Here is a 13,468-nt window from a genome sequence, read left to right as displayed (position 1 = left end):
CGTATGGCCGTACCCGCGCCGGTCCTGACGATGAGCGGGATCGGCAAACAATTTCCGGGCGTCAAAGCCCTGGACGGCGTGGACCTGCGGTTGTCACCCGGAGAGGTGCACGCGCTCATGGGAGAGAACGGCGCGGGCAAGTCCACCCTGATCAAGGTGCTCACCGGCGTGCACCCCGCCGACACGGGCACCATCGAACTCGACGGCGCCGCCGTGGCGTTCGGCAGCCCCCTGGAGGCGCGCCAGGCCGGCATCAGCACGGTCTACCAGGAGGTCAACCTCTGCACGAACCTCTCGGTCGCCGAGAACATCCTCATCGGCAGGGAACCGCGCCGCCTGGGCCGCATCGACTGGAGGCGCATGCGGGCCAGGGCCGCCGAACTGCTGTCGCGGCTGGAGCTGAGCCTGGACGTGGCGGCGCCGCTGTCGTCGTACTCGCCGGCGATCCAGCAGATGGTGGCGATCGCGCGGGCGCTCGACGTCGACGCGCGGGTGCTGATCCTCGACGAGCCCACCTCCAGCCTGGACGCGGGCGAGGTCGAGCAGCTGTTCATGGTGATGAGGCGGCTCAAGGAGGAGGGTATCGCCATCCTCTTCGTCTCCCACTTCCTCGACCAGATCTACGAGATCTCGGACCGGATGACGATCCTGCGCAACGGCCGGCTCGTCGGCGAGTACCCGACCAGCGAGCTCAGCCAGGTCCAGCTCGTCGCCAAGATGATCGGCCAGGAACTGGACGCGCTCGAACGCCTGCACGGCTCGGCCCGGGTCTTCGACCGCCCGCTGGTCGAGGCGCGCGAGCTCGGCAGGGCGGGCGCCATCGAGCCGTTCTCGCTCACCGTCCACGAGGGCGAGGTCGTGGGCCTGGCCGGCCTGCTCGGCTCCGGCCGTACGGAGATCGCGCGGTTGTTGTTCGGCGCGGACCACGCGAGCACCGGTGAGGTCGCGGTCGGCGGGGCGCCGGCGTCGTTGCGCACGCCGCGCGCGGCCATGAACCACAAGATCGCGTTCTGCTCGGAGAACCGCAAGGAGGACGGGCTCATCCCCGACCTCACCGTCCGGGAGAACATCATCCTGGCCCTCCAGGCCACCCGGGGCTGGACCCGCCCGGTGCCGAGGGACGTGCAGGACGAGCTGGTCGGCAGGTACGTCAAGGCGCTGCGGATCAGCCCGCCCAACCCCGAGCACCTCGTACGCGACCTCAGCGGCGGCAACCAGCAGAAGGTGGTGCTGGCCAGGTGGCTCATCCTGGAGCCGCGCCTGCTCATCCTCGACGAGCCGACCCGGGGCATCGACGTCGGCGCGAAGACCGAGATCCAGCGCCTGGTGGCGGAGTTGTCCGACGGCGGCGTGGCGGTGCTGTTCATCTCGGCGGAGCTGGAGGAGGTGCTGCGGCTCAGCCACAAGGTCGAGGTGCTGCGCGACCGCAGGCTGGTGGCCGAGCTGCCCAACGACGACGAGCTGACCACGGACGTGCTCATGGAGACGATCGCGAGCGGAGGCCGGGCCTCATGAGACGGCTGCTCTGGCCGGCGGCGGTCCTGGTGCTGCTGCTGGCGCTCAACGTCCTCTTCACCCCGAGCTTCCTCGCGATCCAGGTCAGGGACGGCCACCTGTACGGCAGCCTGATCGACATCCTGCGGTTCGGCGCCCCGCTCATCCTGGTCGCACTCGGCATGACGCTCGTCATCGCCACCGGCGGCATCGACCTGTCGGTCGGCTCGGTGGTGGCGATCGCCGGCGCCCTGGCGTGCCTGCGGATCAGCGAGGACGCCGGCGTGTTCGCGGCGGTGGCGCCGGCGCTCGGGCTCTGCCTGCTGCTGGGGGCGTGGAACGGGTTCCTCGTCGCGGGCGTCGGCATCCAGCCGATCATCGCCACGCTCATCCTCATGGTGGCCGGGCGCGGCCTGGCCCAGCTCATCACCGGCGGGCAGATCATCACCGTCAACAGCGAGGCGTACAAGATGATCGGCGGCGGCTACTGGCTGACCGTGCCGTTCGGCGTGCTGATCGTGCTGGCCGTGCTGGTGATCACCGCGTTCATGACCCGGCGGCTGGCGCTGGGCATGCTCATCGAGTCGGTCGGCGGCAACGCCGAGGCCAGCAGGCTGGCCGGCATCAGGTCGCGCGGGATCATCATCATGGTCTACGCGTTCGCGGCGCTCTGCGCGGGCGTGGCCGGACTGATGATCAGCTCGAACGTCTCCAGCGCCGACGGCAACAACGCCGGATTGTGGATCGAGCTGGACGCCATCCTGGCCGTCGTGATCGGCGGCACGTCGCTGGCCGGCGGCCGTTTCTCGCTGGCCGGAACCGTGATGGGCGCGCTCATCATCCAGACGCTGACCACCACCGTCTACTCGATCGGCGTGCCGCCGGAGACGACGTTGTTGTTCAAGGCGCTGGTCGTGACGGCGGTCTGCCTCATCCAGTCGCCGTCCTTCCGCGCCAAGGTGTTCCGCCGGCGGGGCCGAGGCGCGCCGCCGGGCGCCGTGGCCGAGGAGAAGGTGCGGGTGCGCGAGGAAGTGCCGCCGGACGGAGTGCGGTCATGAGCGGGCGGCGGCCCACGGCGACCGAGCCCGCCGTACGGAGTGAGGCGATGAGCATGAGCACGATGACACTGGGCCGCGCGGCCCTGCCCGTGAAATACCTGCCGGTGCTGGTGACCGGCTGCCTGCTCGTGGCCATGTTCGTGGTGGGCGGGATCCGCTATGAGGGGTTCGCCCACGGGCAGGTGGTGCTCAACGTCTTCATCGACAACGCGTTCCTGCTGGTCGTGGCGGTGGGGATGACGTTCGTGATCCTCACCGGGGGCATCGACCTGTCGGTGGGGTCGGTGGTGGCGTTGTCGACCATGGTCGCGGCCGGTCTGATGGCGGGGCCGGGGTGGCCTCCGTACGTGGTGATCCCGCTGGTGCTGGCGATCGGGTCGGGGCTGGGGCTGGTGATGGGGTACATCGTGCACGCCTTCGACATCCAGCCGTTCATCGTGACGCTGGCGGGCATGTTCCTGGCCCGGGGGCTGTGCTACACGATCGGGACCGACTCGATCCCGATCGAGGACGCCACGTTCACGGCGTTCGCCCAGACGAGGATCGACCTGTTCGCCGACCTGTGGATCTCGCCCAGCGTGGTGATCGCCGTGGTGGTGGTGCTCGTGGCGGCGTACGTGCTGCACTACACGCGGCTGGGCCGCTCGGTCTACGCGACCGGCGGCAACGAGCAGTCGGCGATGCTGATGGGCCTGCCCGTCGGCCGGACGAAGATCGCGGTCTACACGATCAGCGGCTTCTGCTCGGCGCTCGGCGGGGTGCTGCTGTCGTTCTACATGCTCTCCGGCTACGGTCTGCACGCGGTCGGCATGGAGCTGGACGCGATCGCGGCGGTGGTCATCGGCGGCACGCTGCTGACGGGCGGCAGCGGCTTCCTGTTCGGCACCGTGCTCGGCGTGCTCGTGCTCGGGCTGATCCAGACGATCATCAGCTTCCAGGGCACGCTGTCGTCCTGGTGGACGAAGATCTTCATCGGCCTGCTGTTGTTCGTCTTCATCCTCCTGCAGCGGGTCTTCTCGGCCCGTTCGCGCCGCTGACCTGCGAGGAAGCCGTCCGGGAACGTTACCGGCAGGTTATGAGGAACCGTTGACATTGTGTTTGTTAACGATAACAATCGGGCGGTGGTGACCGCGAGTCAGACCGTCCTCATCACGTTCCGTGATCAGCATCACCGTTTCATCGGCAGCCGCCGCGTCCAGCGCTGCCGCGACCCCCTTCGCGAGGAGATGACATGAGGTTGGCCCGAATCGGGGGCGTGGTGTCCGCCATCGCGCTCACCGTGACCATGACCGCCTGCGGGTCCAGCGTGAAGACCGTCGACGCCGAGGCTTCCGCCTCCGCCGCGGCCGGTAACGCCGGTGCCCTCATCGGCGTCACGATGCCCACCAAGTCGTCGGAGCGCTGGATCCACGACGGCGACAACGTCAAGGAGCAGCTCGAGAAGCTCGGCTACAAGGTCGACCTGCAGTACGCGGAGAACGACATCCCCACGCAGGCCAACCAGATCGAGAACCAGATCACCAAGGGCGCCAAACTCCTGATCGTCGCCTCGATCGACGGCACCGCGCTCACCAGCCAGCTCCAGCAGGCCGCCGACAACAAGATCCCGGTCATCGCCTATGACCGGCTGATCCGCAACAGCCCCAACGTCGACTACTACGCCACGTTCGACAACTACAAGGTCGGCGTGCAGCAGGCGACCTCGCTGCTCAAGGGCCTCGGCGTCGAGGACGGCGAGAAGGGCCCGTTCAACGTCGAGCTGTTCGGCGGCTCGCCCGACGACAACAACGCCACGTTCTTCTGGAACGGCGCCATGTCCGTGCTGCAGCCGAAGATCGACGACGGCACGCTCGTCGTCAAGAGCGGCCAGACCGACTTCAAGACCGCCGCGATCCTGCGCTGGGACCCGGCCACCGCGCAGAAGCGCATGGAGGACATCCTCACCAAGACCTACACCGGCGGCACCAAGGTCGACGGCGTGCTCTCGCCGTACGACGGCCTGTCGATCGGCATCCTGTCGGCGCTCAAGAGCTCCGGCTACGGCCGCGGCGACCAGGCGTACCCGATCGTGACCGGCCAGGACGCCGAGCTCGCCTCGGTCAAGTCGATCATCGCCGACGAGCAGTACTCCACCATCTTCAAGGACACCCGCGAGCTCGCCGCGCAGACCGTGAAGATGGCCGACGCCGTGCTCAAGGGCGGCAAGCCCGAGGTGAACAACACCGAGGACTACGACAACGGCAACAAGGTCGTGCCCTCGTACCTGCTCGAACCGGTGATCGTGGACAAGAGCAACTACAAGGACGTCATCGTCGGCAGTGACTACTACACCGAGGACCAGCTCAAGTAGGGTCCGGCGCCCCGGGGACCGGCCGGGTCCCCGGGGCCTCCCGGCTGCGAGCGAGGAATCATGACCGAGCAAATCTTGCGGATGAGCGGGATCACGAAGACGTTCCCCGGCGTCAAGGCGCTGCAGGACGTCAACCTGTCCGTACGGCGGGGCGAGATCCACGCCATCTGCGGCGAGAACGGCGCCGGCAAGTCGACGCTGATGAAGGTGCTGTCGGGCGTCTATCCGCACGGCTCCTACGAGGGCGAGATCACCTTCGAGGGACGGCGGTGCGAGTTCGGCGGCATCCGCGACAGCGAGCGCGCCGGCATCGTCATCATCCACCAGGAGCTGGCGCTCAGCCCGCAACTGTCGATCGCCGAGAACATCTTCCTCGGCAACGAGCGGGCCAGGCGCGGCCTGATCGACTGGAACCGTACCAACTACGAGGCCGCCACGTTGATGAAGCGGGTCGGGCTGCGGGAGAACCCGACGACGGCGATCGCCGACATCGGCGTGGGCAAGCAGCAGCTCGTCGAGATCGCCAAGGCGCTGGCGAAGGAGGTGAGACTGCTCATCCTCGACGAGCCCACCGCCGCGCTCAACGACGACGACTCCGCGCACCTCCTCGACCTGCTGCGCGGCCTGCGCGACGAGGGCATCACCTGCCTGATCATCTCCCACAAGCTCAACGAGGTGACCGCGATCGCCGACTCCGTCACGATCATCCGTGACGGCCGCACGATCGAGACCCTGGACATGCACGCCGACCAGGTCACGGAGGACCGCATCATCTCCGGCATGGTCGGCCGCGCGCTCGACAACCGCTTCCCGCCGCACGAGCCGTCGATCGGCGACGAAGTGCTGCGCATCGAGGACTGGACGGTGTACAGCCCCAACCAGCCCGACAGGAAGGTGGTCGACGGCGCCGCGCTCTCGCTGCGCCGCGGCGAGATCGTCGGCCTGGCCGGGCTGATGGGCGCCGGCCGCACGGAGCTCGCGATGAGCGTCTTCGGACGGACGTACGGCGTGCACATCACCGGCAAGATCTTCAAGGACGGCGAGCCGATCGAGGTCCGCAACGTCCAGGACGCCATCGGGCACGGCATCGCCTACGCCACCGAGGACCGCAAGAGGTACGGGCTCAACCTGATCGAGGACGTCAAGCGCAACATCAGCGCCGCCGGGCTGCGCGGGATGTCGAAGCGCGGCTGGGTCGACGAGATGCGGGAATATCGCGTCGCCGAGGAGTTCCACAAGAGCATGAACATCAAGGCGCCCAGCGTGTCGAGCGTCGTCGGCCAGCTGAGCGGCGGAAACCAGCAGAAGGTCGTGCTGTCGAAGTGGATCCTCACCGAGCCCGACGTGCTCATCCTCGACGAGCCCACCCGCGGCATCGACGTCGGCGCCAAGTACGAGATCTACACGATCATCAACCGCCTGGCCGACCAGGGCAAGGCCGTGCTCGTGATCTCCTCGGAGCTGCCTGAGCTGCTGGGCCTGTGCGACCGCATCTACACCCTCTCCGAGGGGCGTGTCACGGGCGAGGTGCCGCGCCGGGACGCCACGCAGGAACGCCTCATGCACCTCATGACCAAGGGACAGGAGTAGCTCACATGAGCAGCATCACGCCCGCCGACCTGGAGGTCGGCGCCAAGGGCGACGGAGAGCCGCCCCGGCGGCCGGGCCGGGTGTCGCTCGGCGGACTGTCGCTGAACCTGCGGTCGAGCGGCATCTACATCGCCTTCGCGCTGATCGTGGCGCTGTTCTCGGTGCTGACCGACGGCGCCCTGCTCACGCCGCAGAACATCTCGAACATCATCGTCCAGAACTCCTACGTGCTGATCCTCGCCATCGGCATGATCCTCGTCATCATCGCCGGGCACATCGACCTGTCCGTCGGCTCGGTGGTCGCGGTCACGGGCGGGCTGGCCGCGGTGCTCATGGTCAACATGAGCGTGCCCTGGCCGCTGGCCCTGCTGATCACCCTGCTGGCGGGTGCCCTCATCGGGGCCTGGCAGGGCTACTGGATCGCCTATTTCGGCCTTCCGGCGTTCATCGTGACGCTGGCCGGCATGCTGCTGTTCCGGGCGCTGACCCTGACCGTGCTCGGCAACCAGGGCATCGGCCCGTTCCCCGACCAGGTCCGCACCCTCGCCAACGGCTTCACCAGCGGCTATCTCGGCAACATCGGCCTCGGCCCGCTGCTCGGTGGCGCCGACCTGTTCAGCCTGCTGGTCGCCATCGTCGCCGTCGCCGGCATGGTCGCCGCCCAGTGGCGCTCCCGCGCCGCCCGCCAGGGGTACGGGCAGGTGGTCGACCCGATGCCGGTGTTCGTGCTGAAGATGGCGGCCGGCGCTGCGCTGATCCTCTTCCTCGTCGTGCAGCTGGCCCGGTTCAACAACCTGCCGTGGGTGCTGGTGCTGCTGGCCGTGCTCGTGCTGGCGTACTCGCTGATGGCCAACAAGACGGTGTTCGGCCGGCAGATCTACGCCATCGGCGGCAACCTCCAGGCAGCCGTCATGTCCGGCGTGCGCGTCAAGTCGGTGGTTTTCTGGATCTTCGTGAACATGGGCGTGCTGTCGGCCGTCGCCGGGATCATCTTCGCCGGCCGGCTCAACCAGGCGGGTCCCACCGCAGGCAACGCCTTCGAGCTGGACGCCATCGCGGCGGCCTTCATCGGCGGGGCGGCCGTCCAGGGAGGCGTCGGTAAGATCGTCGGCGCGATCACCGGCGGCCTCATCATGGCCGTCATCAACAACGGCATGTCCCTGATCGGCTCGCCGAGCGAGCGGGTCATGCTCGTCAAGGGCGCCGTCCTGCTCGCCGCGGTGGCCTTCGACGTGTGGACCAAGCGCAGGGCGGGCGCCGCGCGCTAGCCGCGACCCTGTCCGGCCGAGTGAAAGGAGAGACCGTGACGACCCCCAAGCGCCGCCTGCCCGTCATGGCCGACGTGGCCAAAGAAGCGGGCGTGTCGCACCAGACGGTCTCCCGGGTGCTCAACGACCACCCGAACGTCCGGGCCGACACCCGCGCCCGGGTGGAGGAGGCGATCATCCGGCTGGGCTACCGGCGCAACCTGGTCGCCCGCGCCCTGGTCACCAGACGGTCGAGGACGCTCGGCGTGGTGAGCTTCGACACCACGCTGTACGGCCCGGCCAGCACGATGTACGGCATCGAGCAGGCGGCCAGGAGCGCCGGCTACTTCGTCAGCATCGTCAGCCTGAAGTCGATCGACGCGGCCGGCGTGCGCGACGCCATCGACTACCTCGCCGAGCAGGGTGTCGACGGCGTGGTGGTGGTGGCCCCGCAGCGCTCGGCCGCGCGAGCCCTGGAGAACCTGCCGTCCGGCATGCCGGCGGTGGCGGTCGAGGGCACGCACGACGCGGACGTCGCGGTGGTGTGCATCGACCAGGTCGAGGGCGCCAGGCTGGCCACGCGGCACCTGCTGCAGCTGGGACACGAGACCGTGTGGCACGTCAGCGGCCCGCCCGACTGGCTGGAGTCCGAGGGCCGCGAACGCGGCTGGCGTGCCGCGCTGGAGGAGGCCGGCCGGGACGTGCCCGAGCCGCTGGCCGGCGACTGGAGCCCGCGCGCCGGCTACGAGGCGGGCAAGAGCCTGGCCCGGATGGACGGCGTCACGGCCGTCTTCGCGGCCAACGACCAGATGGCGCTCGGCGTGCTGCGCGCCCTCAGCGAGGAGGGAGTGCGCGTCCCCGACCAGATCAGCGTGGTGGGCTTCGACGACATCCCCGAGTCGGAGTTCTTCTCGCCGCCGCTCACCACGGTCAGGCAGGACTTCGACGTGGTGGGCCGGCACTGCATCGAGGTGCTGCTGCGGCAGATCGACACCGGTCCCACCGCGCACGAGCGCCTGGTCGTACGCCCCATCTTCGTCGTGAGGTCGAGCACCGCCCCAACTCGGTAGATGATGGGGATGCCCCCGGATAACCCCTGGAGTCCCATGTGAACGCTAACAGCTACGTGGTCGGAGTGGACTTCGGCACCCTCTCAGGGCGTGCCGTCGTCGTCCGCGTGCACGACGGCGCCGAGCTGGGCAGCGCCGTCCACGAGTACACCCACCGCGTCATCGAGACCGAACTGCCCGGCTCCGGCGTACGGCTCGGCCCCGACTGGGCCCTGCAGTCGCCGCAGGACTGGATCGACGTGCTCAGGACCGCCGTCCCCGAGGCGGTCGCCGCCGCGGGCGTCGCGCCCGAGCAGGTGATCGGCATCGGCACCGACTTCACCGCCTGCACCGTGCTGCCCACCACCGCCGACGGCACGCCCCTGTGCACCGAGACGCCGGCCGAGCCGCACGCCTGGCCCAAACTCTGGAAACACCACGCCGCACAGCCGCACGCCGACCGGATCAACGACCTCGCCGCGCGCCGGGGCGAGAGCTGGCTGCCGCGCTACGGCGGCAAGATCTCCTCCGAGTGGGAGTTCGCCAAGGCCCTGCAGGTGCTCGAAGAGGCCCCCGACGTGTACGCCAGGGCCGAGCGCTGGATCGAGGCCGCCGACTGGATCATCTGGCAGCTCACCGGCGTCGAGAGCCGCAACGTCTGCACCGCCGGCTACAAGGGCGTCTTCCAGGACGGGCGTTACCCGTCGGAGGAGTTCCTCGCCGAGCTCAACCCCGGCTTCGCCGGGTTCGCCGCCAAACTCGCCACCGGGCAGGTCGGCGACCAGGTCGGCGGCGTCACGCTGGCCCCGCTCGGGGGCCTGGCCGGCCGGCTGACCGCGCGGGCCGCCGGATGGACCGGGCTGCCCGAGGGCGCCGCCGTGGCCGTCGGCAACGTGGACGCCCACGTCACCGCGGCCGCCGCCGACGCCGTGCGGCCCGGGCAGATGGTGGCCATCATGGGCACCTCGACCTGCCACATCATGCCCAGCGACCAGCTCGCCGAGGTGCCCGGCATGTGCGGTGTCGTCCAGGACGGCATCGTGCCCGGCCTGTGGGGGTACGAGGCCGGGCAGTCCGCGGTCGGCGACATCTTCGCCTGGTTCGTCGACTCCTTCGTCGACTCCCTGGGCGCGGACGGGCACGAGCAGCTCACCTCGCTGGCCGAGAAGCAGGCCGTGGGGCAGCACGGGCTGGTCGCGCTCGACTGGTTCGGCGGCAACCGTTCGGTGCTCGTGGACCACAACCTCTCCGGGGTGATCGTCGGCCAGACGCTGGCCACCAGGCCGGAGGACGTCTACCGCGCCCTCATCGAGTCCACCGCGTACGGCGCCCGCATGATCGTGGAGACGTTCGAGCAGTCCGGCGTGCCGGTCGAGGAGTTCGTCGTCGCCGGCGGCCTGCTGAAGAACCCCTTCCTCATGCAGGTCTACGCCGACGTGCTGCGCCGCCCCCTGTCGGCCATCGGCTCCGACCAGGGGCCCGCGCTCGGCTCCGCCATCCACGCCGCCGTCGCCGCCGGCGCCTACCCCTCCATCGAGGAGGCGGCCGCGGCCATGGGCCGGCGCAAGGAGGCCGCGTACGTGCCCGACCAGGCCCGCGCCGACGCCTACGACCGGCTCTACGCCGAATACCGCAGACTCCACGACTTCTTCGGAGACGGACACATGCTGCACACCCTGCGCGCCATCAGGAACGAGGCCCACTCATGAGCCTGGAGGGACTCGAGCTGGGGGAAGCCGGAGCTTCGGGCGACCGAGCCGCCGGACGGCGTGAGGCCATCCGTACCACGGTCGCCGGACTGCACGCCGAGCTCGTCCGGTACGGCCTGGTCGCCTGGACCGCCGGGAACGTCTCCGGGCGGATCCCGGGGGAGGACCTGTTCGTCATCAAGCCGTCCGGCGTCTCCTACGACGAGCTGAACGCCGGCAACATGGTCGTGTGCGACCTCGACGGCGATCTCGTCGAGGGCGAGCACGCGCCGTCCAGCGACACCGCCGCGCACGCGTACGTCTACCGCAACATGCCCGACGTGGGCGGTGTCGTGCACACCCACTCCACGTACGCCTCGGCGTGGGCGGCCCGCGGCGAGGCCATCCCGTGCGTGCTGACCGCCATGGCCGACGAGTTCGGCGGGGAGATCCCGTTGGGCCCGTTCGCCCTGATCGGCGACGACTCGATCGGCCGGGGCATCGTGGAGACGCTCAAGGGCCACCGGTCGAAGGCCGTGCTCATGCAGAACCACGGGGTGTTCAGCATCGGCAAGGACCCCAGGGCCGCGGTGAAGGCGGCCGTGATGTGCGAGGACGTGGCCCGTACCGTGCACGTGGCCAGGCAGCTCGGCGAGCCGCTGCCCATCCCGCAGGACGACATCGACCGCCTCTACGACCGCTACCAGAACGTCTACGGACAGAGGAGCCCGCGTTGAACATCTGGTTTCTGACCGGCAGCCAGGGACTTTACGGTGAGGACACGCTGCGCCAGGTGGCCGAGCAGTCGCGGCGGATCGCCGAGCAGCTGCCCATGCCGGTGGAGTGGAAGCCGGTGCTCACCGACGCGGCGGAGATCCGGCGCGTCATGCTCGACGCCAACGCCGACGACTCGTGCGGGGGCGTGATCGCGTGGATGCACACGTTCTCGCCGGCCAAGATGTGGATCGCCGGGCTCGACGCGCTGCGCAAGCCGCTGCTGCACCTGCACACGCAGGCCAACGTCGAGCTGCCGTGGAGCTCCATCGACATGGACTTCATGAACCTCAACCAGGCCGCGCACGGCGACCGGGAGTTCGGCCACGTGCAGACCCGCCTCGGCGTCGCGCGTAAGACCGTGGCCGGGCACGTCAGCGACCCGTCCGTGGCCGGGCGCATCCTCACCTGGGTACGCGCCGCCCGCGGCCTGGCCGAGGTGCGCACGCTGAAGCTGGCGCGCTTCGGCGACAACATGCGCGACGTGGCCGTCACCGAGGGCGACAAGGTGGAGGCGCAGCTGCGCTTCGGCGTCTCCGTCAACACCTACGGCGTCAACGACCTGGTCGAGGCCGTGGACGCCGCCGCCGACGCCGACGTGACGGCGCTGGTCAAGGAGTACGCCGACCAGTACGCCGTCGCTCCCGAGCTGCTCGGCGAGCGTCACGAGTCGCTGCGGTACGCGGCGAGGATCGAGCTGGGCCTGCGCGGTTTCCTGGAGGCCGGCGGCTTCAAGGCGTTCACCACGAACTTCGAGGACCTCGGCGGCCTGCGCCAGCTGCCGGGCCTGGCCGTGCAGCGGCTCATGGCCGACGGCTACGGTTTCGGCGGCGAGGGCGACTGGAAGACGTCGGTGCTGCTGCGCACCCTCAAGGCCATGACGCCCGGCGGCACCTCGTTCATGGAGGACTACACCTACCATCTGACGCCCGGCGAGGAACTGATCCTGGGCGCGCACATGCTGGAGGTCTGCCCGTCGATCGCCGCCGGCACCCCGTCGTGCGAGATCCACCCGCTCAGCATCGGCGGCAGGCAGGACCCGGTCAGGCTCGTCTTCGACGCCGAGCCCGGCCCCGGCATCGTGGTCGGGCTGGCCGACATGGGCGAGCGGTTCCGGCTGGTCGCCAACGAGATCGACGTCGTGGCCCCGCCGCAGCCGCTGCCCCGGCTGCCCGTGGCCCGCGCGGTGTGGCGTCCCCGCCCCGACCTGCGCACGTCCACGGAATCGTGGCTCACCGCGGGCGCGCCCCACCACACGGTGCTGTCCACGGCCGTCGGCCGCGACGAGCTGACCGACCTGTCCGACATGCTCGGCGTCGAACTCGTGGTCATCGACGCGGGGACGACGACCGAGCGGTTCGCCAAGGAACTGCGCTGGAACCAGGCGTACTACCGCCTGGCCCAGGGGTTCTGATCGCCGCACACCAGGGGCTCGGGGCGCGGGCGCGCAACGCTCGCGCTCCCCGCCGCCCCGGCGGGATCGACCATGAACGACTGTGGCAAGGTGAAGGCCGTGACGCTGACCAACTGGGCGGGCAACACCGCCTTCCGCGCTCGAAACGTGCACCATCCCACCTCCCTCGACCAGCTTCAGCGGCTCGTCGCCGCCGGCGCCCACGTGCGGGCGCTGGGCAGCGCTCATTCGTTCAACACGGTCGCCGACGCCACCGGCGACCTCGTGGTCCTGGACCGCATGCCCGACGCCGTGGAGATCGACAGTGCGGCGGCCACCGTCAGGGTGCCGGCGCGCATGACGTACGCGCGGCTCGCGCCCGTGCTGCACGAAGCGGGGTTCGCGCTGGCGAACATGGCCTCGCTGCCCCACATCTCGGTCGCGGGCTCGGTCGCGACCGGAACCCACGGCTCGGGGGAGGGCATCGCCTGCCTGGCCGCCGCCGTGTCCTCGCTCGACCTCGTCACCGCCGACGGCTCCCTGCTGACGCTCTCCCGCGGCGACGCCGACTTCCCCGGCGCGGTGGTCGCGTTGGGCGCGCTCGGCGTCGTCACGTCGCTCACGCTCGACCTGGTGCCCGCCTTCGAGCTGCGCCAGTACGTACGCGAAGGGCTGCCCGCGGACGCGCTCGGCGACTTCGACGCGATCATGTCGAGCGGCTACAGCGTCAGCCTCTTCACCGACTGGCGTGACACCCGCGTCTGGCTGAAGCGCGCCGACGAGCTGACCAGCCCCGACTGGTACGCCACCCGCCCCGCCGACGGC

11 protein-coding genes are annotated in these 13,468 nt (G+C 69.8%); all 11 read left to right on the top strand.

The window, feature by feature from the left end; genetic code table 11:
- The first annotated feature begins 3 nt into the window (after positions 1 to 3).
- Positions 4 to 1,515: a sugar ABC transporter ATP-binding protein gene (locus E1295_RS26630; protein WP_132633813.1), complete on the top strand. Its 1,512-nt coding sequence runs from the start codon at positions 4 to 6 to the stop codon at positions 1,513 to 1,515.
- A complete protein-coding gene (locus tag E1295_RS26625; protein ID WP_132633811.1) occupies positions 1,512 to 2,552 on the top strand; it encodes an ABC transporter permease in 1,041 nt (346 codons plus the stop codon). The genes E1295_RS26630 and E1295_RS26625 overlap by 4 nt, the downstream gene beginning before the upstream one ends.
- The gene (gene yjfF, locus E1295_RS26620) at positions 2,549 to 3,589 is read left to right on the top strand and encodes a galactofuranose ABC transporter, permease protein YjfF (RefSeq protein ID WP_246080378.1); all 1,041 of its coding nucleotides are present in this window, start codon (positions 2,549 to 2,551) and stop codon (positions 3,587 to 3,589) included. Before E1295_RS26625 ends, yjfF begins: the two co-directional genes overlap by 4 nt.
- Positions 3,590 to 3,783: 194 nt before the next feature.
- Positions 3,784 to 4,902 (top strand): multiple monosaccharide ABC transporter substrate-binding protein, encoded by a 1,119-nt coding sequence (chvE, locus tag E1295_RS26615; protein WP_132633809.1) that lies wholly within the window; start codon positions 3,784 to 3,786, stop codon positions 4,900 to 4,902.
- 60 nt (positions 4,903 to 4,962) lie between these two features.
- Positions 4,963 to 6,492 carry a multiple monosaccharide ABC transporter ATP-binding protein gene (mmsA, locus tag E1295_RS26610; RefSeq protein WP_132633807.1) on the top strand — a complete coding sequence of 510 codons (1,530 nt, stop codon included), beginning with the start codon at positions 4,963 to 4,965 and terminating at the stop codon, positions 6,490 to 6,492.
- Between the two features lie 5 nt (positions 6,493 to 6,497).
- Positions 6,498 to 7,760, top strand: a complete 1,263-nt coding sequence (gene mmsB, locus E1295_RS26605) for a multiple monosaccharide ABC transporter permease (protein ID WP_220448900.1) — start codon at positions 6,498 to 6,500, stop codon at positions 7,758 to 7,760.
- Positions 7,761 to 7,795: 35 nt separating this feature from the next.
- Entirely contained in the window at positions 7,796 to 8,809 is a 1,014-nt protein-coding gene (locus E1295_RS26600; protein WP_425465369.1) for a LacI family DNA-binding transcriptional regulator, read from the top strand.
- 56 nt (positions 8,810 to 8,865) lie between these two features.
- Positions 8,866 to 10,497, top strand: coding sequence for a ribulokinase (araB, locus tag E1295_RS26595; protein WP_220448902.1), 1,632 nt, complete (start codon positions 8,866 to 8,868; stop codon positions 10,495 to 10,497).
- The gene (locus E1295_RS26590; protein WP_246080376.1) at positions 10,494 to 11,213 is read left to right on the top strand and encodes an L-ribulose-5-phosphate 4-epimerase; all 720 of its coding nucleotides are present in this window, start codon (positions 10,494 to 10,496) and stop codon (positions 11,211 to 11,213) included. Before araB ends, E1295_RS26590 begins: the two co-directional genes overlap by 4 nt.
- The gene (gene araA / locus E1295_RS26585; protein WP_132633803.1) at positions 11,210 to 12,664 is read left to right on the top strand and encodes an L-arabinose isomerase; all 1,455 of its coding nucleotides are present in this window, start codon (positions 11,210 to 11,212) and stop codon (positions 12,662 to 12,664) included. The genes E1295_RS26590 and araA overlap by 4 nt, the downstream gene beginning before the upstream one ends.
- A gap of 72 nt (positions 12,665 to 12,736) precedes the next feature.
- Positions 12,737 to 13,468, top strand: a 732-nt coding sequence (locus E1295_RS26580) for an FAD-binding protein (RefSeq protein ID WP_246080374.1), incomplete at its 3' end; no start/stop codon positions are given.

Origin of the sequence: Nonomuraea mesophila (genome assembly GCF_004352805.1) — a bacterium.
GTDB classification, from domain to species: domain Bacteria; phylum Actinomycetota; class Actinomycetes; order Streptosporangiales; family Streptosporangiaceae; genus Nonomuraea; species Nonomuraea longispora.
This window is presented reverse-complemented; position numbering and strand designations above follow the sequence as displayed.

Bases quoted from the DNA above. Each gene is read 5' to 3' on its own strand.
- chvE (WP_132633809.1), top strand. From the start codon at position 3,784: ATGAGGTTGGCCCGAATCGGGGGCGTGGTGTCCGCCATCGCGCTCACC.
- mmsB (WP_220448900.1), top strand. From the start codon at position 6,498: ATGAGCAGCATCACGCCCGCCGACCTGGAGGTCGGCGCCAAGGGCGAC.
- E1295_RS26630 (WP_132633813.1), top strand. From the start codon at position 4: ATGGCCGTACCCGCGCCGGTCCTGACGATGAGCGGGATCGGCAAACAA.
- mmsA (WP_132633807.1), top strand. From the start codon at position 4,963: ATGACCGAGCAAATCTTGCGGATGAGCGGGATCACGAAGACGTTCCCC.
- E1295_RS26590 (WP_246080376.1), top strand. From the start codon at position 10,494: ATGAGCCTGGAGGGACTCGAGCTGGGGGAAGCCGGAGCTTCGGGCGAC.
- yjfF (WP_246080378.1), top strand. From the start codon at position 2,549: ATGAGCGGGCGGCGGCCCACGGCGACCGAGCCCGCCGTACGGAGTGAG.
- E1295_RS26625 (WP_132633811.1), top strand. From the start codon at position 1,512: ATGAGACGGCTGCTCTGGCCGGCGGCGGTCCTGGTGCTGCTGCTGGCG.